Origin of the sequence: Kitasatospora cinereorecta (genome assembly GCF_024172095.1) — a bacterium.
In the GTDB taxonomy this organism is placed as follows: Bacteria; Actinomycetota; Actinomycetes; order Streptomycetales; family Streptomycetaceae; genus Kitasatospora; species Kitasatospora cinereorecta.
The window spans coordinates 338130-362213 of record NZ_JAMZDX010000005.1 but is presented as its reverse complement, the minus strand read 5'-3'; the positions used below and the strand labels follow the sequence as shown (position 1 = coordinate 362213).

17 protein-coding genes and 3 rRNA genes are annotated in these 24084 nt (G+C 68.6%); 11 read left to right on the top strand and 9 right to left on the bottom strand.

Translation table 11 applies throughout. The annotated features are described in order from the left end of the window. Positions 1–212: 212 nt before the first annotated feature. Complete coding sequence (locus FHR36_RS27260; RefSeq protein ID WP_253801268.1) at positions 213–458, top strand: DUF397 domain-containing protein; 246 nt, start codon at positions 213–215, stop codon at positions 456–458. Between the two features lie 145 nt (positions 459–603). Here FHR36_RS27260 and FHR36_RS27255 read toward each other — a convergent pair whose 3' ends face one another. Continuing rightward, a complete protein-coding gene (locus tag FHR36_RS27255; RefSeq protein ID WP_253801266.1) occupies positions 604–1131 on the bottom strand; it encodes an ATP-binding protein in 528 nt (175 codons plus the stop codon). Positions 1132–1548: 417 nt separating this feature from the next. Between FHR36_RS27255 and FHR36_RS27250 the strand changes: the two genes are divergently transcribed. After that, positions 1549–2415 carry a Sco1979 family transcriptional regulator gene (locus tag FHR36_RS27250; protein ID WP_253801264.1) on the top strand — a complete coding sequence of 289 codons (867 nt, stop codon included), beginning with the start codon at positions 1549–1551 and terminating at the stop codon, positions 2413–2415. Positions 2416–2465: 50 nt separating this feature from the next. On the opposite strand, the gene FHR36_RS27245 is transcribed toward FHR36_RS27250, so the two are convergent. Both FHR36_RS27245 and FHR36_RS27240 read right to left on the bottom strand, forming a co-directional pair. Further along, complete coding sequence (locus FHR36_RS27245) at positions 2466–3077, bottom strand: TetR/AcrR family transcriptional regulator (protein ID WP_308199647.1); 612 nt, start codon at positions 3075–3077, stop codon at positions 2466–2468. A 226-nt stretch (positions 3078–3303) separates the two neighbouring features. Next, a complete protein-coding gene (locus FHR36_RS27240) occupies positions 3304–4797 on the bottom strand; it encodes an MFS transporter (protein WP_253801260.1) in 1494 nt (497 codons plus the stop codon). 88 nt (positions 4798–4885) lie between these two features. On the opposite strand from FHR36_RS27240, the gene FHR36_RS27235 reads away from it, so the two are divergent. Together FHR36_RS27235 and FHR36_RS40060 are read left to right on the top strand one after the other, a co-directional pair. Beyond that, entirely contained in the window at positions 4886–5320 is a 435-nt protein-coding gene (locus FHR36_RS27235; RefSeq protein WP_253801258.1) for a MarR family winged helix-turn-helix transcriptional regulator, read from the top strand. 180 nt (positions 5321–5500) lie between these two features. Further along, positions 5501–9736 (top strand): ricin-type beta-trefoil lectin domain protein, encoded by a 4236-nt coding sequence (locus FHR36_RS40060; RefSeq protein ID WP_253801256.1) that lies wholly within the window; start codon positions 5501–5503, stop codon positions 9734–9736. Positions 9737–9826: 90 nt separating this feature from the next. On the opposite strand, the gene FHR36_RS27225 is transcribed toward FHR36_RS40060, so the two are convergent. Continuing rightward, positions 9827–10774 carry a M56 family metallopeptidase gene (locus FHR36_RS27225; RefSeq protein ID WP_253801254.1) on the bottom strand — a complete coding sequence of 316 codons (948 nt, stop codon included), beginning with the start codon at positions 10772–10774 and terminating at the stop codon, positions 9827–9829. Positions 10775–10913: 139 nt separating this feature from the next. Here FHR36_RS27225 and FHR36_RS27220 point away from each other — a divergent pair, with 139 nt between their 5' ends. Next, positions 10914–11060, top strand: coding sequence for a hypothetical protein (locus FHR36_RS27220; RefSeq protein WP_253801252.1), 147 nt, complete (start codon positions 10914–10916; stop codon positions 11058–11060). A 36-nt stretch (positions 11061–11096) separates the two neighbouring features. Here the strand turns inward: FHR36_RS27220 and FHR36_RS27215 are convergent, their stop codons facing one another. Further along, complete coding sequence (locus tag FHR36_RS27215; RefSeq protein ID WP_253801251.1) at positions 11097–11678, bottom strand: DUF5134 domain-containing protein; 582 nt, start codon at positions 11676–11678, stop codon at positions 11097–11099. Positions 11679–11987: 309 nt separating this feature from the next. Between FHR36_RS27215 and FHR36_RS27210 the strand changes: the two genes are divergently transcribed. From FHR36_RS27210 to FHR36_RS27200, 3 genes are read left to right on the top strand one after another with little or no spacing between them, the layout of a single operon-like run. Beyond that, positions 11988–13385 carry a DUF6421 family protein gene (locus FHR36_RS27210; RefSeq protein WP_253801250.1) on the top strand — a complete coding sequence of 466 codons (1398 nt, stop codon included), beginning with the start codon at positions 11988–11990 and terminating at the stop codon, positions 13383–13385. Continuing rightward, on the top strand, positions 13382–14131 hold the full coding sequence (locus tag FHR36_RS27205; RefSeq protein WP_253801249.1) for an SDR family NAD(P)-dependent oxidoreductase: 750 nt from the start codon (positions 13382–13384) through the stop codon (positions 14129–14131). The genes FHR36_RS27210 and FHR36_RS27205 overlap by 4 nt, the downstream gene beginning before the upstream one ends. Further along, the gene (locus FHR36_RS27200) at positions 14128–15204 is read left to right on the top strand and encodes a threonine aldolase family protein (RefSeq protein WP_253801936.1); all 1077 of its coding nucleotides are present in this window, start codon (positions 14128–14130) and stop codon (positions 15202–15204) included. The genes FHR36_RS27205 and FHR36_RS27200 overlap by 4 nt, the downstream gene beginning before the upstream one ends. A gap of 100 nt (positions 15205–15304) precedes the next feature. Here the strand turns inward: FHR36_RS27200 and FHR36_RS27195 are convergent, their stop codons facing one another. Then, positions 15305–16078, bottom strand: coding sequence for a peptidoglycan-binding protein (locus FHR36_RS27195; protein ID WP_253801248.1), 774 nt, complete (start codon positions 16076–16078; stop codon positions 15305–15307). Between the two features lie 143 nt (positions 16079–16221). Continuing rightward, a complete protein-coding gene (locus tag FHR36_RS27190) occupies positions 16222–16971 on the bottom strand; it encodes a hypothetical protein (RefSeq protein ID WP_253801247.1) in 750 nt (249 codons plus the stop codon). A gap of 683 nt (positions 16972–17654) precedes the next feature. On the opposite strand from FHR36_RS27190, the gene FHR36_RS27185 reads away from it, so the two are divergent. The 3 genes from FHR36_RS27185 (at position 17655) to rrf (ending at position 22717) form a co-directional block, all read left to right on the top strand. Further along, positions 17655–19171, top strand: a 16S ribosomal RNA gene (locus FHR36_RS27185). A gap of 253 nt (positions 19172–19424) precedes the next feature. Next, positions 19425–22529 (top strand): 23S ribosomal RNA (locus FHR36_RS27180). A 71-nt stretch (positions 22530–22600) separates the two neighbouring features. After that, a 5S ribosomal RNA gene (rrf, locus tag FHR36_RS27175) occupies positions 22601–22717 on the top strand. Together the 16S, 23S and 5S rRNA genes form the textbook arrangement of a ribosomal RNA operon. A gap of 97 nt (positions 22718–22814) precedes the next feature. Here the strand turns inward: rrf and FHR36_RS27170 are convergent. Both FHR36_RS27170 and FHR36_RS27165 read right to left on the bottom strand, forming a co-directional pair. Then, the gene (locus FHR36_RS27170) at positions 22815–23543 is read right to left on the bottom strand and encodes a class I SAM-dependent methyltransferase (RefSeq protein WP_253801246.1); all 729 of its coding nucleotides are present in this window, start codon (positions 23541–23543) and stop codon (positions 22815–22817) included. A 138-nt stretch (positions 23544–23681) separates the two neighbouring features. Then, positions 23682–24014, bottom strand: coding sequence for a hypothetical protein (locus FHR36_RS27165; RefSeq protein ID WP_253801245.1), 333 nt, complete (start codon positions 24012–24014; stop codon positions 23682–23684). Positions 24015–24084 lie beyond the last annotated feature (70 nt).

The window sequence follows — 24084 nt, the reverse complement described above, 5'->3', positions numbered from 1 at the left end:
AACGTGCGGGCGGTCGGGTACGCACGGTCATGGCCATGCAGGCATTTCGTCCGATTTTGTCCGCTTACGTGGCGTCAACTTTCGGGCGGTGAAAGCCTGGTGAGGGTGTCCGCACGTACCGATGCACGGGCGATTTCCCATGCTGATGCACGTGCAGCCGAGTTATCATCACGTCAAGTAAGGACATGCGCCCGGCTCCTGGGGAGAGAACGATGCGTGAGGCGTACAACGGCATGGCGGCTGCGGACCTCGACGGTGTGGTCTGGCAGAAGAGCCGGCACAGCAACTCGAAGGGCAACTGCGTGGAGTTCGCGGCGCTGCCCGGGGGTGCGGTCGCGGTGCGCAACTCGCGCTTCCCGGACGGGCCCGCCCTGGTCTACACCCGCGAGGAGGTAGCGGCGATGCTGCTCGGGGTGAAGGACGGGGAGTTCGACCACCTGGGAGTGGCCTCGGGGTGAATCGTGGTGACGATCCGTCGCTTGCCCGGCCGTCGTGGGAGGTCGTCCCGCGGCGGCCGTTCGTCTTTCCCGTCATCCTGAGCGGACGCGGTGCGGGTCCGGCCGGTTGCGGTGGCTGCGTCCGGCCGTCCGATCCGTCGAGGGGTCAGGCGATCCGGCGGTGGCGGCCGGCGGCCTGGGCGAGAGCGGCGTGGTGGACGGTCTCGGGTGCGGCTTCGAACAGGGCCCAGACGACCTTGCCCGCGCCGGCCAGCGGATGCCAGCCCCAGGAGCGGCTGAAGGAGTCCACCAGGTGCAGGCCGCGGCCGGACTCGGCGACGAAGTCGGCCTCGCGGGCGACGGGTCCGCTGCTGCTGGGGTCGCTGACCGCGCAGACCACCTGGGGGGAGCGGTGCACCAGGCTGATCCGGATCGGCAGCACGGTGTCGGACGCCTGTCGCGGGCCGGGCTGGACGGGCAGGCGGGCCGGCTCGGCGGCGCCGATCGCGTGTCGGAGCGCATTGGTGACGAGTTCGGAGGCGACCAGCGATATGTCGTCGAAGAGGTCGCCGAGGCCCCAGCCCTGGAGGGTCTCACGGGCGAACTCGCGCGCGGTTCTCACGGCTTCGAAGCGGGGAGCGAGGGTGCAGCTGACCACATGGGGGTCGGTCGCCAGGGCCGTACCGGTGCTCATGAAGAGCTCCTCCCATAAGGGGGCGGACACGGCGGGACCCACCGGGGTCATGCCGGTCACCTCCGACTCGCTCGGCCGCGCGACCGCCCGTTCGACGCCTCGTGCGTGCACACAACAACCCAGCGACGCGGAGGCGTCGCCGGGGCGGTGTGCGGTGTCGCGCGTGGGGTCGACGCGGAGTCCGCGGGATTGCCTGGGGCGTGCAGGTGCACGTGCACCATGGTCCTCTGCGCTCACTGCAGATGCAAGAGTCGATTCACGTGCAGTCGCACAATTGGCATATGCATGCACCGGATGCACGTGCATCAGGGGGGATCTGATGCAGAAGCGGTAGATCGTTGCGCCACTACCGGCACCGAGCGCGCTCAACTGATGGCAGACTGTGCAGCTGTTGTCCTAGGTGGAGGTTCCGGCGGCATGACCACAGTTCAGCCCGGCAGCGGCTCGATGGTGCGGCGGATCCTCCTCGGCTCCCAGCTCCGCCGCCTGCGCGAGGGCTGCGGGATCACCCGTGAGGACGCCGGGTACGCGATCCGCGCCTCCGAGTCCAAGATCAGCCGGATGGAACTCGGTCGGGTCTCCTTCAAGGAGCGGGACGTCGCCGATCTGCTCAGCCTGTACGGCGTGCACGACGGCGGGGAGCGCGAGGCGCTGCTCGGCCTGGTGCGGGAGGCCAACAAGTCCGGCTGGTGGCACAGTTTCAACGACGTGCTGCCGGGCTGGTTCCAGACCTACATAGGACTGGAGGAGGCGGCCGCCCTGATCCGCACCTACGAGGTGCAGTTCGTGCCGGGCCTGCTCCAGTGCGAGGCGTACGCGCGGGCGATCTTCGGACAGAGCCGGCCGGTGCTCGCCGAGGAGGAGCTGGACCGCCGGGTCAGCCTGCGGATGCGCCGGCAGAGCATGCTGACCGGTGGTCAGGGCCCGCGACTGTGGGCGGTCATCGACGAGGCGGCGCTGCGCCGGCCGGTCGGCGGCCCGGAGGTGATGCGGGCCCAGGTGCAGCACCTGCTCGACCTGGCCGAGCAGCCCAACGTGGTGATCCAGGTGATGCCGTTCCGGTTCGGCGCGCACGCCGGTGAGAGCGGTGCCTTCTCCATCCTGCGCTTCCCCGAGCAGGACCTGGCCGACGTCGTCTACCTGGAGCAGCTCACCAGCGCGCTCTACCTGGACAAGCGCGACGACGTCGACGAGTACGTGCAGGTGATGGAGCGGCTGTGCGTGGACAGCCTCACCCCGCAGCAGACCACCGACCTGCTGGCCGCGATCCTCAAGGAGCGCTGAGCCCTTCGCCGGCCGGACGGTTGTCGCGGCCGTCGGTCAGTGGCCGCCGGTCAGTGGACGCTCCGGCGCCGGCGGTGCGGCGCCTCGGGCGGCTGCGGCTGCGGTGGCACGCCCAGCTCCCAGGCCAGCCCGTAGCGGGCGAAGAGGTCGGCGCGGATCGGCGCCAGCGGGGTGGCCGCGCCCGGCAGCAGGACCCCGATGCAGCCGCCCATCAGCGCACTGCGCAGCACCGCGTGCTCGGCGACCGGGTCGACCGCGCCCCAGTCGCGCAGCAACTCCCGCAGGATCGCGCCCAGTTGCTGCTGTTCCGGGTCCTGGACGAAGGCCCCGGCGTCCGGGTCGAGGATCAGCGCCAGGTGTGAGCGCATCACCCGCGGGTGGTCCAGCGCGAGGTGCAGCACCGCGTCGATGGCGCGGGCCAGCCGGGCCTGGGGCGAGGCGTCCGGCGGCAGGGATTCCAGGGCCGCGGAGAGTTCCAGGTGCATCAGTCGGTGGGTGGCCGACTGCATCAGCAGCCGTTTGCCGTCGAAGTAGTAGGAGACCAGTCCGCGGGCCAGTCCGGCCCGCTCGGCTATGTCCCCGAGCGTGGTGCCGCCGTATCCGTGCTGGTCGACCAACTCCACGGTGGCGCGCATCAGTCGGCGGCGGGAACGTCGGCGCATCTCCTCATTGACCGATTCCCCGCGAGGTGTCATCGTGTCTGCTCCGTACGTTCGTTGGCTCCTGGCCAATATACTGGCCGGGCCGCCGGTGGTACCGCCGTACCCGGATCCGGCTCGGCCGCGGACGGCGCGTACGGACGGCACCGGCTCCACCAACACGGGGGTTTGGTGGAGCCGGCGCTTCTGCGGCTTCGGCCGGGCGGCGAGGGGTCGACCGCCCGGCGGGTCAGCGCTCGGAGAGCACCTCGACCGCGGTGTCGGCCGGCGCCGACGGATAGCGGTAGTCCGGCACCGCGACCGGCTCGGCCGGGCGGCGGCGCGAGAGCGCGGCGCCGACCAGGGTGACCACCAGGCCGACCAGCGCCACCCCGGTGACCAGCAGCAGGGCCGGGCGGTAGCCGTCCAGTTGGGCCTGCGGGCTCTGCCCGCCGCCGCTGCCGCCGGTGATCACCGCGGTGGTGACGGCCAGCACGATCGCACTGCCCACCTGGAACGCGGTGTTCACCAGGCCGGAGGCCAGGCCCTGCTCCTCGTCCGCGACGCCGTTGGTGGCGGCGATGTTGACCGACGGGAAGGCCAGCGCGAAGCCCACGCCGAGCAGCACCATGCTGGGCAGCACCAGGCCGAGGTAGCCGCTGTGCTCGTCCAGCCGCAGGAACAGCGCGTACCCGGCGGCCAGGGCGAGCACCCCGATCGGCAGCAGCCGGGTGGTGCCGAAGCGGTCGATGATCGCGCCCATCCTGGTCGCCGACAGGGCGACCAGCGCGCCGGCCGGCAGCAGGGCGAACGCCATCTCCAGCGCCGACCAGCCCAGCAGCCGCTGCAGGTAGAGGGTGACCACGAACTGGAAGCCGGCGTACGAGCCGAAGATGGTCATCGCGGTGAGGTTGGCCCGGCTGACCCCGCCGTTGCGGAAGATGCCGAGCCGCACCAGCGGGTGGGCGGTGCGCGACTCGATCACCAGGAAGGCGGCGGCCAGCACGGCCACCACGGCCAGCGAGCCGAGGGTGCGCAGGCTCGTCCAGCCGGCGCCCTGGGCCTCGGTGACGGTGAAGACCAGCAGGAGCAGCGCGCCGGTGCCGGTGACGGCGCCGGCCACGTCGTACCCGGCGGAGCCGCGCTCGGGCCGGGCCTGGCGGGGGAGCAGCCGGACGGCGAGGGCGAGGGCGAGCAGGGCGACCGGAACGGGCATCAGGAAGGTCCAGCGCCAGCCGGCCGAGGTGAGCAGTCCGCTGAGCACCAGGCCGAGCGAGAAGCCGCTGGCGCCGCAGGTGGTGTAGATGGACAGCGCCCGGTTGCGGGCCGGCCCCTCGGCGAAGGTGGTGGTGATGATGGACAGGCCGGCCGGGGCGGTGAAGGCGGCGGAGACGCCCTTGATGAAGCGGGCGCCGATCAGCAGGGCGCCGTCGTCGACCAGGCCGCCGAGCAGGGAGGCGGCGGCGAAGACGCCGAGGGCGATCAGGAAGACCTGCCGGCGGCCGAGCAGGTCGGCGGCGCGTCCGCCGAGCAGCAGCAGGCCGCCGTAGCCGAGCACGTAGCCGCTGACCACCCACTGCAGCGTCGAGGTGGACAGGTGCAGGTCGGTGCCGATGGAGGGGAGCGCCACGCCCACCATCGAGACGTCGAGGGCGTCGAGGAACATCGCGGCGCAGAGCACCACCAGGGTGCCCCAGAGGCGTGGACTCCAGTGCGTGTCGTGGGAGGAGGCGTCTGTGGTCATGGATCGGTACACTACATGCACGTGCAACCAATGCAAGCGGATTTAATGCGCCTGCAAAAATTCCGTCTGCATGTGCTAGCGTGGCGGTGTGACCGGACTCGACCCCGCCGCGCCCGCCGACGCGGACCTCGTCGCCGAGTGGCGCAGCCTGCTGGCCCGCCACGCGGCCACCTCGTGCGCCCTCGACCGCGAACTCGGCGAGCGGCACCACCTCGGCATGAGCGAGTTCGAAGTACTCGAGCGGCTCTCGGAGGCCGGACTGCCCGCGGGCCAGGGCCTGCGCGCCCAGGACCTCGCGCTCACCGTCCACCTCAGCCAGAGCGCCCTGTCCCGGCTGATCGGCCGCCTGGAGAAGGCCGGCCTGGTCGAGCGCACCCTGTGCGAGGCCGACCGCCGGGGCATCTTCGTCGCCCTCACCGACGCCGGCCGCACCCGCTACCGCGAGGCCCGGCCCACCCATCGCGACGTCCTCGCGGGCACCCTGGGCGACGCATCTGCGGAGAATTCGGCCGACCCTGCCTGATTCACGCCGAATTCGCCGGTTGTTTGACTGCGGATCAACAGAGCCATCATCGTTCTCCTCCGTATGCCCGCCGATCCGGTGGGCCAGGGAGGGGCAGTCATCCGCGTCATGTCGAATCCGCGTCACATACCCGGTGCAGCCGGGTCATTCCGTCCAGGCCGGAGAGGGATCGCCCGTGCGGTGGCAATAGCCGCCACCGGTGCGATCGGCCTGGGACTCCTCGGCGCACCCGCTGCGCACGCCGGGACGCCGGGCAACCCGGCGGGCACCCCGCCGGCCAAGACCGCCGCCCGCACGGCCGAGCAGCAGGCGCTGGTCGACGCCCGGGCCAGGGCGAAGGCCACCGGGCAGCCGGTGGTGATCGACGCCCTCACCACCGAGACCTCGATCACCACGGTCAAGCCCGACGGCTCACTGACCACCACCACCAACTCCGAGCCGGTCCGCACCAAGCGCGGCAAGGCCTGGACGCAGCTGGACGCCACGCTGCACCGCAACGCCGACGGCTCGCTCAGCCCGGCCGTCAGCTCCAACGGGCTGACCCTCTCCGGCGGCGGCTCCGGCCCGCTCGCCACCATCACCACCGCCGACGGCAAGCGCCTCGCGGTGAGTGCCCCGTTCGCGCTGCCCGCGCCGACCCTGAGCGGCGCCACCGCCACCTACACCGGTGTCCTCCCGGACGTCGACCTCCAGGTCACGGCCACCCCCGGCGGCGCCTGGCGCGACGTCATCGTGGTGCACACCGCGGCCGCCGCCGCCAACCCCCAGCTGAAGCGGCTGCATTTCCCGATCAAGGCGGACGGCCTGTCCGTCAAGGCCGACACCGAGGGCAATGTCACCCTCAAGGACGGCGACGGCAAGGTGCGCTTCACCGCCGCCACCCCGTACCAGTGGGATTCCACCCGGCCCGCCCCCGCGGCGGCCGGCGGCAAGGCCCCGCGCGCGCTCTCGGCCTTCGCCGCCCCCGGCGCGGCCGACGCGCCGTCCGAGGAGACCTCCACCACCGAGCGCCCCGGCCGCGGCGCCAACGTCGCCAGGATCGCGGTCAGCGCCGGCGACACGGCCCTCGACCTCACGCCCGACCCGGCCACCTTCGGCCAGGGGACCGGCCCCTGGTACCTCGACCCGTACGTCAGCGCCACCGGATCCACCCAGGCGTACGCCCAGGTGCAGGCCTACCACCCGACCTACACCTACACGTCGGGCATGAGCAACCTCGGCCTCGGCTACTGCGACTACTCGGACTGCACCGGCGTCGGCCGCGAGCGGATCTACTACCAGATCGGCACCCCGAGCCAGCTGCTCGGCACCGGCGCGGTGATCCACGACTCGACCCTGCTGCTCCAGGCCACCAGCGCCTCGGCCCCCTCGGGCCCGACCGTGGTCAACGTCTACGACAGCGGCTCCATCGGCTCCGGCACCACCTGGAACAACCAGCCGTGCGGCACCGACAGCTCGCCGGGCTCGCACTGCTCACTGGTCGCGAGCTCGCAGTCCTTCACCGGCACCGGCCCGATCAACCTGGATGTCACCGGCATCATCAACACCGCCGTCTCGCACGGCTGGAGCAACTGGACTCTGCTGCTCGCCGCGAGCAACGAGAACGACGACCGGATGCGCCACCACTTCTCCACCAACCCGACGATCACCACCAACTACGACATCGCCCCGGTGATCGACACCCCGCGGACCAGCCCGACCCCGTCGGTCGCGAGCACCGGCTTCACCGCCCCGTGCGAGAACGACCCGCCGGCCTGGATCGGCGCCGGCCAGAGCGTCACCCTCACCGCCAACAACCGCTCCCCGGTCGGCCTGCCGCTGCTCACCTCGTTCAACCTCTGGGACAACGACGACAGCACCTTCGCCTGGAACGGCACCAGCGGCTGGGCGGGCGGCAACAACCCGAACGGCGTCAGCGTCAACGTCGGCTCGCTCAGCGACGGCCACCAGTACGGCTGGAACGCCAAGGCCTCCGACACCGACGGCAGCCAGTGGGGCCTGTCCTCCCCGTACACCTCCGGCTGCCACTTCCGGATCGACCGGACCGCGCCGACCGTGAGCGTCGCCTCCGCCGACTTCCCGCCGTCCGGCACCACCGCGACGCCGACCAAGTTCAACACCGACGCCGGCACCTTCACCGTCTCCGGCACCGACGTCCTGCCGGTCGGCGGCACCCGCGCCTCCGGCGTGGCCTGCTTCCGCTGGAGCACCAACCCGACCCCGGTCACCAACTGGCGCTGCTCCGACGCCGGCGTGCTCGCGCCGGACGCCTCCGGCAAGGCCACCTTCAACTACACCCCCGGCACCTGGGGCACCAACACCCTCTACGTGCAGGCCCAGGACAACGCCGGCAACTACAGCCAGCCCAGCGCCTACAGCTTCTACGCCCCGTGGAAGCCGGGCTCCAACCCGGTCTTCGGCGACCTCACGGGTGACGGCAAGCCCGACCTGATGCTGACCGACGACAACGGCAACCTGCGCCTGGTCCAGCCCACCCAGGACCCGACCACCGCGCCGAACATCAGCGGCTCCGCCGCCGTCTCGCCGACCGGCTCCTGGAAGAACGTCCAGGTCACCCACCGCGCCTCGCTGCGCGGCGGCGTCGCGGTCGACGACCTGCTGGTCCACCCGGCCACCGACAAGCTGATGTACCTCTACCAGAACGACGGGCACGGCAACTTCAACGTCCGCACCTCGTTCTACCTGAACGGCAGCACCACACCCGGCCCGATCACCTGCACCGACGCCGACGGCGCCCCCGTCGACGCGGCGCAGCCGGGCGGCTGCCCGACCGACCTCGGCACCGACTGGTCGCACACCTCGCAGATCCTGGCGATCGGTACGGTCGAGGGCGAGAACACCGCCACGCCCGGCAAGACCTCGCTGCTCGCCGTGATCAACGGCAAGCTGTGGCTCTTCCTGCCCGGCACCAACAACGTCCGGCTGCTCCGCCGGACCGGCACCGAGGTCTCCGGCGCCAACTGGGACAACGTCGACCTGATCGGTCCCGGCCCGGCCAACGGGGACAACCAGCCGACGCTGTGGACCCGCGACCGCACCAGCGGCGTCATCCACGCCTACCCGCTGCGCAAGAACGCCGACGGCAGCGTCGACTACAGGGCGCTGGCCGACCCGAACGCCGGCACCGTCCCGGGCACCGGCGGGGTCACCCCGGCCGCCTTCCCGACGGTCGGCTCCAACGGCGACCTCACCGGTGACGGCATCGCCGACCTGTGGGCCGTCGGCTCGGACGGCAAGCTCGTGGTCTGGTCGGGGACGACCTCCAGCGGCAACGCCACCACCCCGGTCAACGGGTTCAACTACCGCACGACGCTGGCGGACTTCCGCGCACCGCTCGCCCACTGGCGGCTCAACGAGGCCGCCGCGAGCACCACGGCGGCGGACACCACCGGCCTGCACCCGCTGACCGCCCAGGGCGGCGCCGCCTTCGGCGCCGACACCGTCAACGGCAAGGCCGCGACCGTCGCTGCCTTCAACGGCTCCACCTCGGCGCTGGCCGCCGGCGGCCCGGTCGTCGCCGACACCACCAAGTCGTTCACCGTCTCGCTGTGGGCCAAGGCCAACGCCTCCGGCGGCGTGGTGATCTCCCAGGACGGCACCAACGCCAGCGGCTTCCAGCTCTGGCCCTCCGCCCGCAGCGCGGACGTCATCGAGTGGCGCTTCGGCATGGCCGCGAGCGACACCGCCGGCGCCACTGTCGACCAGACCGACACGCCCAACGCGAACGCCCGGGTCACCATCGGTGCCTGGACCCAGCTGACGGCGAGCTACAACGCCACCACCGGTGAGCTGCTGCTCTACGTGAACGGCGCGCTGGCCTCGACCGGCCTGCACAAGGGCACCTTCAACGCCACCGGACCGACCGTGCTCGGCCGGTTCAAGCAGAACGGCGCCCCGGCCGCGTTCTTCAACGGCAGCGTGGCCGAGGTCTCGGTCCTCCCGTACGCGACCAGCCCGACCACGGTGAGCCCCACCGTGATCCAGAGCGGCACCAACCCGGTCAAGTGCCTGGACGACAACAACGCGGGGACGGCCAACGGCAACCCGGTGCAGGTCTGGGACTGCTACCCCGGCATCGCGGCCCAGACCTGGAGCCTCAACGCCGACGGCACCGTCACCAACCAGGGCAAGTGCCTGGACGCCAACAACGGCGCCCAGGTCAACGGCACCCCGGTCCAGCTCTGGGACTGCGCCGGCAACGGCAACCAGCAGTGGCTGCCGACCGCCACCGGCGGGCTCTACAACCCGGCCTCCGGCCGCTGCCTGGACGACCCGGACGCCAGCACCACCAACGGCGCCCGACTGCAGGTGTGGAGCTGCTACGACATCCCCGCCCAGCACTGGAGGTTCGCCTCCTTCACCCCGGTCCCGGTCGCGGCCCAGCCGACGACCTGACCCGACAGGTGAGCAGTGGGCCCCGGCGCCGTCCCTCGGCGCCGGGGCCCACCCGCGTCATGGATCGGAAAATCAGAGGAGTCAGAGGCGTCAGAGGAGGATGCCCAGACCCGGTGCCACAGCCAGCGCCAGCGCGGCCACCGGCGCCGCGAGCGCGGCGAGGGTGAACCACAGCCGGTGACCCACCGGCAGCCGCGGCCGGTCGGCCAGCAACCGGTCCACCCGGCGCGGCGACTGCGCGAGCTGCCCCGGCGGGCAGGAGCCGAAGAAGACCCCGCTGTTGAGCTCCGCCAGCGCCAGCGCGGTGGTCACCCGCCCGTGCCGGCGGGCCGCCCGGTCGTCCGCCGCCAGCTCCACCAACTCGCCGACCTGGTCCCGGAACGCGCTGAACACCCCGACCCCGGGGAAGCCGGCCGCCAGCGCCTGCGCCCACTGGGCCAGCCAGTGGTGACGGGCCCGCACATGCCCCCGCTCGTGGCTGAGCACGGCCGCCAACTCGCGGTCGCTCAGCTGCTGCAGGGCGCCGGTGGTCACCACCAGCCGGGCGTCCGGGCCCGGCAGCGACCAGGCCTGCGGGCGGACGTTCTCCAGCACCACCAGCCGCTCGCGGGCCGGCGACGCGGCGCTCAGCCCGGCCGGCAGCTCCGGCGCCCGCAGGGTCAGCTGTGCGTGCCTGCGCTCCCGCAGCGCCCGCGCGGCCCGGACCTCGCGGGCGAGCGACACCGCGGTCCACACGCCGCCCGCCGCCAGGACGGCGGCCGACAGCCGCCCCCAACCCTCCGCGCCGGTCAGCCCGTACGCCGCCTCGACCCCGGCCGGGGCGCCCGCGAAGACCAGGGAACGGAGTCCGGGCAGCGCGGCCGCGCTCGCCAGCAGCAGGCTCAACCCGCAGCACAGCAGCACCGCCACCACCAGGCACTGCCAGGCGCACAGGGCCAGCACGGGTTCTCGCTCGACCCAGGTGGCCCGGGCCAGCCGGGCGGGCACCACGGTGGCGAGAAGAAGTCCGAGCAGCAGCAGGCTCAGCAGGGCCGTCATGGCAAAGGGCTCCCCCGGAGGAGGACGGAGGCGCGGCGTGCGCCGACCCCAACCTATGCCGCCGCGGCCCCCCGTGGAACGGCTTCCGCACGCCAGTGACCAAGGACACGCCCACGCGCCGCCGGACCCGCCTGACGGCATGTCGGCCCTGACCGAGGACACCGCGCTGCGGCTGCTGCCGACCACCGAACGGGACGGTGCGAGCCCCGCCGGACGGCTGCCCGGCGCCGTGGCGGAGCCGATCACGGTCGGCCCGCGCGACCGGCGCCCGCGGCCGCCCCGCTGATCCCGCTGCGGCGGCTCCGCCTCCGGCGCGCCGGGCTCACATGGTGAGCAGCATCGCGAACATCCCGATCCCCATCGCCGCCCGGCAGGCGCCGGTCAGCCGTAGTACCGGAAGATCCGGCCCGGCGACGCCGACGGCCCCGGCCGCCCCAGCTGCCGCACCCACTGCGCCTGCGACGGTGAGCAGCCGGCTGCCCTCCCACACCACGTACGCGCCGAAGTAGAGGAGCAGCGCCCCGGTCAGCAGCGGCAGGCCGGCGGCCGAGGCGTGGTGGTGGTGCCCCTCGGGACCGGCCGGTCCGGCCATCGCCAGTGCCATGTACGCCATGGCCAGGGCGCCGATCCCGTGGTGCAGCCGGTGGGTGCGTAGCCCGGCGGTGTCCGGTCCGAGCGCGCCGAGCAGCAGCGCGCCGGCCAGGGGTGCGGCCAGCCAGCCCCAGACCACGCCGGGCAGCAGCGCCATCCCCGCCATGCCGAGCCCCATGGCCGCCTCGACGGCGTCCAGCCAGCGCCGGTGCCGATGGGCGGGGGAGCAGGCGTGGGCGCGGCGGAGGCAGTAGCCGCCGGTCGCCGCGGTGAGCGCCGCCAGTAGCCAGCTGACCACGGTCGGACCGTGCATCGGTGCCCCCTCCCGACCGGTGCGCGCGCGGACCTGTCGTTCCACGGTCACCGATGCGGCTCCCGGGCAGCAGGGCGCGTGCGGGGGCGCACGGAGGCGTTGCGTCCGGTCGCGGCGTGCGGGGCCGCCGTCCGGTGGCAGCACCACGGTCCGCGGGGGATGGTCATGCCAGACAGGTGTCCGGGAGCCGGACATTCTGCCGAAGTGGAGTGGACGAGCCCTGTTTACCGCCAAACCGCCCTTGAACAGGAGAACCTTTCGTCTCTATGGTGGTCGTGTCGAAATAAGTCCTGTCGAAGTGAGTCTGAGATGCAGAATCTTTCGCCGAAGCTCTCGGTAGCGGGTGACGCTCCCGAGTCCGTCGCCGGTCACCCGGCCTGGCTGCGCCTGAAGGACGCCGTCGAGGCCCTGCGGCCGCTGCAGTCCAAGGACGGCTCCATCGACCTGGCCGCCGTGCAGCGCCACAGCGTCGACCCGCTGGTCGAGACCGTGCTCGGCTCGGTCGCCGAGCTGGCCCCGCTGTTCCCGCAGGACGCCGCGTACCTGGAGGCCGTCCAGGCCGACCTGCGCAAGTGGGCCGACACCGGCTACCGCGAGCCCGACTTCCTGGACTCGCTGCTCGCCTTCGAGCCGAACGCGCAGCGCGAGGACGGCCTCGAGCACCTCGTGGTCTTCCCGATGTACACCCAGAACGGCAACCCGGACCGCAACCTGGAAGCCGTCCTGCTGAAGGTCGTCTGGCCCGAGTGGATCGCCGAGCTGGAGCGCACCCGCTTCGACAACCCCGGCTACCTCGGCATCGCCTTCGAAGACTTCACCGCCGGCTACGACACCAACTCCGCGGTGCTCTTCCCGGAGACCGTCGCCGTCCGCAAGGCGCCGGAACGTTTCACCTGGGGCGGCATCTTCTGCGACCGCGAGGCGGCCCGCTTCCGCGCCGTCACCACCAGCACCGTCCGCCAGCTCGGCCTGGAGATCCCGGCCGACGCCGAGGGCCTGCTCAAGGACCAGGAGCGCGCGCAGGAGACCTTCGTCCTGTGGGACCTGGTCCACGACCGCACTCACAGCCACGGCGACCTCCCGTTCGACCCGTTCATGATCAAGCAGCGCAGCCCGTTCTGGATGTACGGGCTCGAGGAGCTCCGCTGCGACCTGAACACCTTCAAGGAGGCCGTGAAGCTGGAGGCCGAGGGCTACGCCCAGGGCCGCGACGTCCAGTACGCGGTCCTCTTCGACCGGATGTTCCGCTTCCCGGTCAGCGGCGACCGCGTCCGCAACTACGACGGCATGGGCGGCCAGCTGCTCTTCGCCTACCTGCACAAGAACGACGCGCTGCGCTGGCGCGACAACCGCCTGTCGATCGACTGGGCCCGCGTCGCCGAGGTCACCAACCAGCTCTGCGGCGAGATCGAGACCCTCTACCGCGAGGGCATCGACCGGCCGAAGACCGCCCACTGGATCGCCGCCTACCAGCTGGTGTCCAAGTACCTCACCCCGCACCCGGCCTCCACCTGGGCCAAGGGTCCCGAGGCGCTCCCGCTGGAGATCACCGAGGAGAAGGCGCTGAAGAAGGCGCTGTGCGACGCCGTCCTGCCGGACGAGTTCCCGCTGTCGATGTTCTTCGAGGCCCTGTCCAAGAAGCTCAGCGGCGTCATCGCCGAGACCAAGGGCATCACCGGCACCAGCCCGCAGGGAGTCGCCGCGTGAACACCCCCCGTCTCGAGGGCAAGGTCATCGCCGTCGCCGGAGCCAGCGGCCCGGCCGGCCAGGCGACCATGCGCCGCCTGGCCGCCGACGGCGCCACCGTGATCGGCGCCGACATCGACCAGCGCCGCCTCGACGCCGCGCTGGACAACGTGCGCACCCACGTCCGCGACGCCAAGGTCACCGGTCAGATCATCGACCTGCTCGACCCGCAGGAGGTCCACGACTGGGCCGACCACCTGGAGGCCGAGCACGGCCACGTCGACGGCCTGCTCCACCTGGTCGGCGGCTGGCGCGGCAGCAAGACCTTCTTCGACAGCCGCATCGACGACTGGGACTTCCTGCACGACACCGTCGTCCGCACCCTCCAGCACACCTCGCTCGCCTTCCAGCCCGCGCTGGTCCGCAGCGGGGCCGGCCGGTACGCGATGGTCTCCGCCGCCGCCGCCCACAAGCCGACCGCCGGCGGTGCCGCGTACGCCGCCGCCAAGGCCGCCACCGAGGCCTGGACCCTCGCCATGGCCGACTCCTTCGTCAAGGAGACCACCACCGGCGACGGCGTCCCCACCGCTGCGGCTGCCATCCTGGTGATCAAGGCCCTGGTCTCCCCGGAGATGCGCGCCGAGAAGCCCGACGCCAAGTTCGCCGGCTTCACCGACACCGCCGACCTGGCCGACACCCTGGCGGGCCTGTGGGACCGCCCCGCAGCAGAACTGAACGGACAGCACCTGTGGCTGACAGCCCGATGAGCACCACCGCCACCGACGCGGTCGTCCACCACGACCCGACGGTGCGCGGCTTCGCCAGCGACAACTACGCCGGCGTGCACCCCGAGATCCTCGCCGCGATCGCCCTCGCCAACGGCGGCCACCAGGTCGCCTACGGCGAGGACCAGTACACCGAGCACCTGCAGACCGTCTTCAAGCGCCACTTCGGCGAGCGGGCCGAGGCGTACCCGGTGTTCAACGGCACCGGTGCGAACGTGGTCGCCCTGCAGTCGTTGCTGCCGCGCTGGGGCGCGGTGGTCGCCGCCGAGAGCGCCCACATCAACGTGGACGAGTGCGGTGCCCCCGAGAAGATCGCCGGCATCAAGATCCACACCGTCCCCACCCCGGACGGCAAGCTCACCCCGGCCCTGATCGACCAGCAGGCCTGGGGCTGGGGCGACGAGCACCGCGCGCAGCCGCTCGCCGTCTCCATCACCCAGTCCACCGAGCTCGGCACCCTCTACACGGTGGACGAGGTCAAGGCGATCTGCGACCACGCCCACGAGCACGGCATGCTCGTCCACATGGACGGCTCCCGGCTCGCCAACGCGGCTGCCTCGCTCGGCCGCCCGTTCCGCGAGTTCACCACCGACGCGGGCGTGGACGTCCTCTCCTTCGGCGGCACCAAGAACGGCCTCCTGTTCGGCGAGGTCGTGGTGGTGCTCAACCCGGAGAAGGTCCGGAACATCAAGTACCTGCGCAAGATGTCGATGCAGCTCGCGTCGAAGATGCGCTTCGTCTCCGTGCAGTTCGAGGCGCTGCTCACCGGCGACCTGTGGCTGCGCAACGCCGGCCACGCCAACGCCATGGCCCAGCGCCTGGAGGCCGCCGTCCGCGACATCGACGGCGTCACCCTGGTCCGCCCCGTGCAGGCCAACGCGGTCTTCGCGATCCTCCCGCGCGAGGTCAGCGAGCGACTGCAGAAGCGCTACCGCTTCTACTTCTGGGACGAGCACACCGGCGAGGTCCGCTGGATGGCGTCCTTCGACACCAGCGAGGCCGACATCGACGCCTTCGCCGCCGCGATCGCGGAGGAGATGGGCCGCACCGCCTGACCGGCGGAGCCCCTTTCGGCACGCACGACCCCGACCCCGGCCCGGAGCACTCCGGGTCGGGGTCGCGTGCGTTGCGGCGCGTTGCTTCTGCCGGGTGGGGTCACGCGGTGGGGACGCGCAGCTCGTCCCAGCTCCGCCGGCCCGGGATGCCGTCCGCGTCGGCTCCGCTGAAGCCCAGCTTCTGCTGGTACACCGAGTACGAGGCCTGGTCCGCCGGTCCCCAGTCCGGTCCCGGACCGACCTTGTACCGCGAACAGCCCTCCTGGACCAGCCGCACGCCCATCCGGGTGATCACGGCCGAATGCCGGCCGGGCCGGAAGAAGTCCGGGCCCGGGAACGGCTCGAACTCGGCGAGCGGCAGCGGCGTCGCGCCGGCCCGCGGCGCGCCGGACCGCACCCAGGTCTCCAGCGGCTCGCCCGGGCAGGCGGTGGCGAAGCCGTCCTGGTGGCCCTTGATGTCGGCCCCGGCCCCGTTGCTCTGCAGCAGGTCGATCCCGTCGCGGAGCGCGTCCAGCATGGCGTCGGTGGGCTGGGTCAGTCCGCTGTCGCCGACCAGGCCCACGATCGCGTAGTGGTCCTTGTTGAGCTGCTGGTTGCCGTTGGCCCCGCTCCGGTGGCCGATCCCGCGGCCCTCCAGCAGGAAGCCGTGCGGGCAGGCGGCGTAGTTGTAGGCGATGTCGGACCAGTTCTCCTTGGGGTTGGCGAGGTGGGCGATCCTGATGTCCTGCCATTCGGTGATGCAGGCGTCGTGGTCGTCGAGCAGGGCGGGTGACACCTTGGTGCCCTCGTAATGGACCTTCACGCCCAGAGTGGTCGCCTGCAGGGGAGCGGCGGACTCGGGCCAGCCGAAGGCCGAGCGTTCGATGAGTTTCATGGGGTCCTCCGACAGATCGTGCCGGGACGGAGTGTCGGGTCGGGTGGCGCTGACGCGGGTGTCGGGTGCCGGGTCGGGTCCGGTCGTCCGGTTGCGTCGGGTTGTGTCGGGTCAGGTCGGGTCGAGCGCCGACGCCGGTCGGTTCAGTAGCCGTGCGGAGGCCGGTTCTCGTCGGCCTGCTGCACCCGGGCGGTGAGGTCGTGGCCGTCACGGGAGACGTGGTACGTGTCCATGACGTAGTTGATCGACGCGGCGATGTTCGCGACGCCGTCGTAGATGTGCGTGTCGGTACCGGGCTGGTGGTACGTCGCGAAGGTCGGCGGAATGCACTGGACGACCCCGCGGGAGCAGTAGAACGGGCAACCGTCCGACTGGCGCGATCCGTGCGCGTTGGAGTCGGTGGTGTTGACCGCGTTGAAGTTGTAGCTGGACTCCCGGACGGCGATCGTCATGTACCCCGGAAGCCAGTTGTCGACGGGCAGGTCCATCATCGAGCAGACCTGTTTGATGGCCGCGGTCGTACTGCCGTCCACGACCTGGTCGAAGATCACGTCCGACACCGACATGCCGATCCCGCTCGGGGGCTGCGGTTGCATGTCCCCGTCGACGACGTCGAACAGCCCGCTCTCCGCACCGAGCCGCTTCAGGGACGAACTGCCGGGAATGCCGTCCGCGTCGTGCCCGCCGAAACCGAACGAGCGTTGGAGACGGCTGTAGGCGTTGAGGGTCAGAGTGCCGAAGGCCCCGTCGATGAACGCCGGGTCGAGGAAGCCCCGGTCGGCCAGTGCCTGCTCGACCGGCCGGACGTCGCCGGGAAACGCCGCGACACCCTGCGGTGCGGGCGGATCCACCTGGGCCGCCCTGATGACGTGTGAGAGCACTACTTGAGTCATGTCGTCACCTCGATAGTCCCCCCACCTTCGACTCTAGGCCGGGGTCGGCGGGCTGACCTGTCAAGCGGACGCGGGCCGAACGGGTGAGCGGTGCGGGGAGTCGCCCGGGGAGTGGCGTGGGCCACGAGGCAGGCACTTGAACGGGACCGGTCGGGTGTGTAAAGTTCTCCGAGTTGCCTGTCAGGGAGCACCGGACGCGCGGTCTGTGCGGACGGTCCCGGGGCAGCCAATCCTTGAACCACCACTTCTGATCCGTAGCGGGTCGCGCCTTTCCGCGTCTCCGTTCGTATTCGGTGTGCGCGTTTATATGGGTTGCGGCCGGATTCGCTTTTCGGAGCGGGGATCGGCTAGAGTTTGAAACGTCGGACGGGCCGTCAGGGCCAAGAAGACGAAAGCGAGTCGGGAAAGAGCAGCAGCTCGGATCTGATAAGCTGGAAACACGAAAGAACGAAGCGCCCGGAGGGCCCACTGGAAGGCGGTCCGATGGAAGTGTCCGTTCCTTGAGAACTCAACAGCGTGCCAAAAGTCAACGCCAGATATGTTGACATCCCCGGCCTCAGGTTTTCTGGGGTTGGAGATTCCTTTTGAAATAACACTAGCGAGGACGCAGTGCGCGGGGCCGCCCTATTCCGGTGGTTGCCGTGCCGCTCTTTCGCGGGTGTGGACCCGATTACGGGTAAACATTCACGGAGAGTTTGATCCTGGCTCAGGACGAACGCTGGCGGCGTGCTTAACACATGCAAGTCGAACGGTGAAGCCCTTCGGGGTGGATCAGTGGCGAACGGGTGAGTAACACGTGGGAAATCTGCCCTGCACTCTGGGACAAGCCTTGGAAACGAGGTCTAATACCGGATATGACCTTCCTCTGCATGGGGGTTGGTGGAAAGCTCCGGCGGTGCAGGATGATCCCGCGGCCTATCAGCTTGTTGGTGGGGTAATGGCCTACCAAGGCGACGACGGGTAGCCGGCCTGAGAGGGCGACCGGCCACACTGGGACTGAGACACGGCCCAGACTCCTACGGGAGGCAGCAGTGGGGAATATTGCACAATGGGCGAAAGCCTGATGCAGCGACGCCGCGTGAGGGATGACGGCCTTCGGGTTGTAAACCTCTTTCAGCAGGGAAGAAGCGCAAGTGACGGTACCTGCAGAAGAAGCACCGGCTAACTACGTGCCAGCAGCCGCGGTAATACGTAGGGTGCGAGCGTTGTCCGGAATTATTGGGCGTAAAGAGCTCGTAGGCGGCCTGTCGCGTCGGATGTGAAAGCCCGGGGCTTAACCCCGGGTCTGCATTCGATACGGGCAGGCTAGAGTGTGGTAGGGGAGATCGGAATTCCTGGTGTAGCGGTGAAATGCGCAGATATCAGGAGGAACACCGGTGGCGAAGGCGGATCTCTGGGCCATTACTGACGCTGAGGAGCGAAAGCGTGGGGAGCGAACAGGATTAGATACCCTGGTAGTCCACGCCGTAAACGTTGGGAACTAGGTGTTGGCGACATTCCACGTCGTCGGTGCCGCAGCTAACGCATTAAGTTCCCCGCCTGGGGAGTACGGCCGCAAGGCTAAAACTCAAAGGAATTGACGGGGGCCCGCACAAGCAGCGGAGCATGTGGCTTAATTCGACGCAACGCGAAGAACCTTACCAAGGCTTGACATACGCCGGAAACTGGTAGAGATATCAGCCCCCTTGTGGTCGGTGTACAGGTGGTGCATGGTTGTCGTCAGCTCGTGTCGTGAGATGTTGGGTTAAGTCCCGCAACGAGCGCAACCCTTGTTCTGTGTTGCCAGCGAGTAATGTCGGGGACTCACAGGAGACTGCCGGGGTCAACTCGGAGGAAGGTGGGGACGACGTCAAATCATCATGCCCCTTATGTCTTGGGCTGCACACGTGCTACAATGGTCGGTACAAAGGGCTGCGATGCCGCGAGGCGGAGCGAATCCCAAAAAGCCGGCCTCAGTTCGGATTGGGGTCTGCAACTCGACCCCATGAAGTTGGAGTTGCTAGTAATCGCAGATCAGCATGCTGCGGTGAATACGTTCCCGGGCCTTGTACACACCGCCCGTCACGTCACGAAAGTCGGTAACACCCGAAGCCGGTGGCCTAACCCGTAAGGGGAGGAGCCGTCGAAGGTGGGACCAGCGATTGGGACGAAGTCGTAACAAGGTAGCCGTACCGGAAGGTGCGGCTGGATCACCTCCTTTCTAAGGAGCACATGGCAGCTTCGGGCGAATGTCCCGGAGTGCTTGCTCATGGGTGGAACGTTGACTATTCGGCACACTTGGTAGGGATCACTAGTACTGCTTCGGCGTGGAACGTGGGTCACCGCTTGGTGTGTCGGGCACGTTGTTGGGTCCTGAGGGAACGGAAGTTGCCTCATGGAGTGCCGGTCCCATGCCTGTTCGGGTGGGTGTCTGGTCGTTGTTTGAGAACTGCACAGTGGACGCGAGCATCTGTGGCCAAGTTTTTAAGGGCGCACGGTGGATGCCTTGGCACCAGGAACCGATGAAGGACGTGGGAGGCCGCGATAGGCCCCGGGGAGCTGTCAACCGAGCTTTGATCCGGGGGTGTCCGAATGGGGAAACCCGGCAGTCGTCATGGGCTGTCACCCATACCTGAACACATAGGGTATGTGGAGGGAACGCGGGGAAGTGAAACATCTCAGTACCCGCAGGAAGAGAAAACAACCGTGATTCCGGGAGTAGTGGCGAGCGAAACCGGATGAGGCTAAACCCGAGTGGTGTGAGACCCGGCAGGGGTTGCCACTTGGGGGTCGTGGGAGTGAGCTTGATCGGTCTGCCGGCCGGTCGGCGAGTCAGAAACCGTTGGTGTAGTCGAAGGACATGCGAAAGGTCCGGCGTAGAGGGTAAGACCCCCGTAGACGAAACATCAGCGGCTTGCTTGCTCATTTCCCAAGTAGCACGGGGCCCGAGAAATCCCGTGTGAATCTGGCGGGACCACCCGCTAAGCCTAAATATTCCCTGGTGACCGATAGCGGATAGTACCGTGAGGGAATGGTGAAAAGTACCGCGGGAGCGGAGTGAAATAGTACCTGAAACCGTGTGCCTACAAGCCGTGGGGGCAGTCTTCGGACTGTGACTGCGTGCCTTTTGAAGAATGAGCCTGCGAGTTTGCGGTGTGTAGCGAGGTTAACCCGTGTGGGGTAGCCGTAGCGAAAGCGAGTCCGAATAGGGCGTTTGAGTTGCATGCCCAAGACCCGAAGCGGAGTGATCTAGCCATGGGCAGGTTGAAGCGCGGGTAAGACCGCGTGGAGGACCGAACCCACCAGGGTTGAAAACCTGGGGGATGACCTGTGGTTAGGGGTGAAAGGCCAATCAAACTCCGTGATAGCTGGTTCTCCCCGAAATGCATTTAGGTGCAGCGTCGCGTGTTTCTTGCCGGAGGTAGAGCACTGGATAGGCGATGGGCCTCACCGGGTTACTGACCTTAGCCAAACTCCGAATGCCGGTAAGTGAGAGCGCGGCAGTGAGACTGTGGGGGATAAGCTCCATGGTCGAGAGGGAAACAGCCCAGAACACCGACTAAGGTCCCCAAGCGTGTGCTAAGTGGGAAAGGATGTGGAGTCGCAGAGACAACCAGGAGGTTGGCTTAGAAGCAGCCACCCTTGAAAGAGTGCGTAATAGCTCACTGGTCAAGTGATTCCGCGCCGACAATGTAGCGGGGCTCAAGCACATCACCGAAGTCGTGTCATTGCAGCAATAGGGCCAACGCCCGCTGTGATGGGTAGGGGAGCGTCGTGTGCCGGGTGAAGCAGCCGAGGAATCGAGTTGTGGACGGTTCACGAGTGAGAATGCAGGCATGAGTAGCGATACAAGAGTGGGAAACTCTTGCGCCGATTGACCAAGGGTTCCTGGGTCAAGCTGATCTGCCCAGGGTAAGTCGGGACCTAAGGCGAGGCCGACAGGCGTAGTCGATGGACAACGGGTTGATATTCCCGTACCCGCTTTGAAGCGCCAACGCTGAACCCTCTGATGCTAAGCCCGTGAAGCCGGCCCGGAGTCTTCGGACAAAGGGACGTGGTGGAGCCGGTGACCCAACGGGGTATTAGGTGAGCGATGGGGTGACGCAGGAAGGTAGTCCAGCCCGGGCGGTGGTAGTCCCGGGGTAAGGGTGTAGGGCGTTGTGTAGGCAAATCCGCACAACATGAGCCTGAGACCTGATGCCGAGCCGATTGTGGTGAAGTGGATGATCCTATGCTGTCGAGAAAAGCCTCTAGCGAGTTTCATGGCGGCCCGTACCCCAAACCGACTCAGGTGGTCAGGTAGAGAATACCGAGGCGTTCGGGTGAACTGTGGTTAAGGAACTCGGCAAAATGCCCCCGTAACTTCGGGAGAAGGGGGGCCATTGCTGGTGACGGGACTTGCTCCCCGAGCTGGTGGTGGCCGCAGAGACCAGCGAGAAGCGACTGTTTACTAAAAACACAGGTCCGTGCGAAGCCGTAAGGCGATGTATACGGACTGACGCCTGCCCGGTGCTGGAACGTTAAGGGGACCGGTTAGTCTAGTTTCGACTAGGCGAAGCTGAGAACTTAAGCGCCAGTAAACGGCGGTGGTAACTATAACCATCCTAAGGTAGCGAAATTCCTTGTCGGGTAAGTTCCGACCTGCACGAATGGCGTAACGACTTCTCGACTGTCTCAACCACAGGCCCGGTGAAATTGCATTACGAGTAAAGATGCTCGTTTCGCGCAGCAGGACGGAAAGACCCCGGGACCTTTACTATAGCTTGATATTGGTGTTCGGTTCGGCTTGTGTAGGATAGGTGGGAGACTGTGAAGCGGCAACGCCAGTTGTCGTGGAGTCGACGTTGAAATACCACTCTGGTCGTGCTGGATGTCTAACCTGGGTCCGTGATCCGGATCAGGGACAGTGTCTGGTGGGTAGTTTAACTGGGGCGGTTGCCTCCTAAAGAGTAACGGAGGCGCCCAAAGGTTCCCTCAGCCTGGTTGGCAATCAGGTGTTGAGTGTAAGTGCACAAGGGAGCTTGACTGTGAGACTGACGGGTCGAGCAGGTACGAAAGTAGGGACTAGTGATCCGGCGGTGGCTTGTGGAAGCGCCGTCGCTCAACGGATAAAAGGTACCCCGGGGATAACAGGCTGATCTTCCCCAAGAGTCCATATCGACGGGATGGTTTGGCACCTCGATGTCGGCTCGTCGCATCCTGGGGCTGGAGTAGGTCCCAAGGGTTGGGCTGTTCGCCCATTAAAGCGGTACGCGAGCTGGGTTTAGAACGTCGTGAGACAGTTCGGTCCCTATCCGCTGTGCGCGTAGGAGTGTTGAGAAGGGCTGTCCCTAGTACGAGAGGACCGGGACGGACGAACCTCTGGTGTGCCAGTTGTTCTGCCAAGGGCATGGCTGGTTGGCTACGTTCGGGAGGGATAACCGCTGAAAGCATCTAAGCGGGAAGCCTGCTTCGAGATGAGCACTCCCACCTCCTTGAGAGGGTAAGGCTCCCAGTAGACGACTGGGTTGATAGGCCGGATATGGAAGCCTCGTGAGGGGTGGAGTTGACCGGTACTAATAGGCCGAGGGCTTGTCCTCAGTTGCTCGCGTCCACTGTGTTGTTCTGAAACAACGACCGCCCTGCCGGCGGGTCGACAGTTTCATAGTGTTTCGGTGGTCATAGCGTGAGGGAAACGCCCGGTTACATTCCGAACCCGGAAGCTAAGCCTCATAGCGCCGATGGTACTGCAGGGGGGACCCTGTGGGAGAGTAGGACGCCGCCGAACAATTCTTCAGAAATAGCCCCTCCCGGGGAGACCCGGGAGGGGCTTTTCGCATTTCCGGGCCCGGTCACCGGTGGCCGGCCGGGGCTCCGGCCAGGAATCAGACCCGCCGCATCCGGTAGACACAGGTCCGGTAGGGCATCTCGACGCTGTCGCGGCCGGCCAGGGCCGGGTCGGTGGCGGCGAGCTTGCCGATCTCCCGGTCCAAGCGGGCTTGCTCGGCGGCGTCGGCGGTCAGGTAGGAGGAGCGGGACCGCACCAGGTCGACCAGCCGGTCCGTCGGGACGGTCACGGTGTGCTCGATCGAGCCACGTTCGGGTTCGGTGAACCATGGCGTCACCGGCCCGTACTGCCAGGCACTTTCCAGGCCGTATCCCTCGTTGCCGACGATGCCGGAGAGCGCGGCCACCCACGGGGTCCGATCGTCACGGATGTTCCACATCGCAGCGAAGACGCCGTCCTCGCGCAGCACCCGGTGAATCTGCGGCAGCGCGTCCTGCGGAGTGAACCAGTGGTAGGCCTGACCGACCACGACGGCGTCGACGGACTCGTCCGGCAACGGGATGTCCTCGGCGCTGCCGGCGAGCACCCGCGTGCCCGGGTGGCGTTCGGCGGCCACGGCGCGCATCTGCTCGTCGGGCTCGACCGCGATCACCTCGTGGCCGACGGCGTGCAGGGCGCCGATCAGCAGCCCGGTGCCCGCCCCCAGGTCCAGTACGCGAACCGGCTCGGCGCCGGTGGCCCAAGTGACCGCCCGCACCGGGTAGGTGGGCCGGATCGAGTCGTACAGGCGGGCAGCGGAACCAAAGGACAGCGCAGCGGTGGACATGCTGGTGACCGTACCCAGATCCGGACCGCGTGCCCCGTCACCCGAGCGGTTGATTCCCCGTGAGCGCATACGTGGGCAGGGGCGGGGCGGGAGGTTCGGCGGCCCCGCGGGGAAGGGGGCGGGGCCGCCGAGGGGGTGTCAGTAGGTGGAGGTCTTGCCGGTCACCGCGTCGGCGCAGCCGTCGTACCAGGGTTGGGCGACGGGCCGGCCGGCGAGGTCGGAGCAGGTGCGGCCGACGGCGAGGGCGTCGGTGGTGGTGTTGCGGGTCTGGAGGGCGGACTGCTTCGCGGTGCGGTAGCCGTCGAGGTAGGCGCGGCGGTCGATGGTGTCGCTTTGGGGGCCGACCATGACGATGGTCAGGGTCAGCACGGCGCCGAGGGTGGCGGCGGCGAGTGACCAGGTGGCGAGCCCGGAGCGGAGCCTGCGGTGTCGGCCGGCCGGGCCGTGCTGTTCGGTGGTCTGCGGGGTCACAGTGGTCTCCTTCGTTGGTGTTCCGCAGAAGTGACACCGCGTCAGCACGGTTCGGTTCCTCGGTCGGAGT

Bases quoted from the DNA above. Each gene is read 5' to 3' on its own strand.
- FHR36_RS27260 (WP_253801268.1), top strand. From the start codon at position 213: ATGCGTGAGGCGTACAACGGCATGGCGGCTGCGGACCTCGACGGTGTG.
- FHR36_RS27195 (WP_253801248.1), bottom strand. From the start codon at position 16,078: ATGAAACTCATCGAACGCTCGGCCTTCGGCTGGCCCGAGTCCGCCGCT.
- FHR36_RS27215 (WP_253801251.1), bottom strand. From the start codon at position 11,678: ATGCACGGTCCGACCGTGGTCAGCTGGCTACTGGCGGCGCTCACCGCG.
- FHR36_RS27225 (WP_253801254.1), bottom strand. From the start codon at position 10,774: ATGACGGCCCTGCTGAGCCTGCTGCTGCTCGGACTTCTTCTCGCCACC.
- FHR36_RS27240 (WP_253801260.1), bottom strand. From the start codon at position 4,797: ATGACCACAGACGCCTCCTCCCACGACACGCACTGGAGTCCACGCCTC.
- FHR36_RS27250 (WP_253801264.1), top strand. From the start codon at position 1,549: ATGACCACAGTTCAGCCCGGCAGCGGCTCGATGGTGCGGCGGATCCTC.
- FHR36_RS27220 (WP_253801252.1), top strand. From the start codon at position 10,914: ATGTCGGCCCTGACCGAGGACACCGCGCTGCGGCTGCTGCCGACCACC.
- FHR36_RS27190 (WP_253801247.1), bottom strand. From the start codon at position 16,971: ATGACTCAAGTAGTGCTCTCACACGTCATCAGGGCGGCCCAGGTGGAT.
- FHR36_RS27170 (WP_253801246.1), bottom strand. From the start codon at position 23,543: ATGTCCACCGCTGCGCTGTCCTTTGGTTCCGCTGCCCGCCTGTACGAC.
- FHR36_RS27255 (WP_253801266.1), bottom strand. From the start codon at position 1,131: ATGAGCACCGGTACGGCCCTGGCGACCGACCCCCATGTGGTCAGCTGC.
- FHR36_RS27245 (WP_308199647.1), bottom strand. From the start codon at position 3,077: ATGCGCCGACGTTCCCGCCGCCGACTGATGCGCGCCACCGTGGAGTTG.
- FHR36_RS27200 (WP_253801936.1), top strand. From the start codon at position 14,128: ATGAGCACCACCGCCACCGACGCGGTCGTCCACCACGACCCGACGGTG.
- FHR36_RS27210 (WP_253801250.1), top strand. From the start codon at position 11,988: ATGCAGAATCTTTCGCCGAAGCTCTCGGTAGCGGGTGACGCTCCCGAG.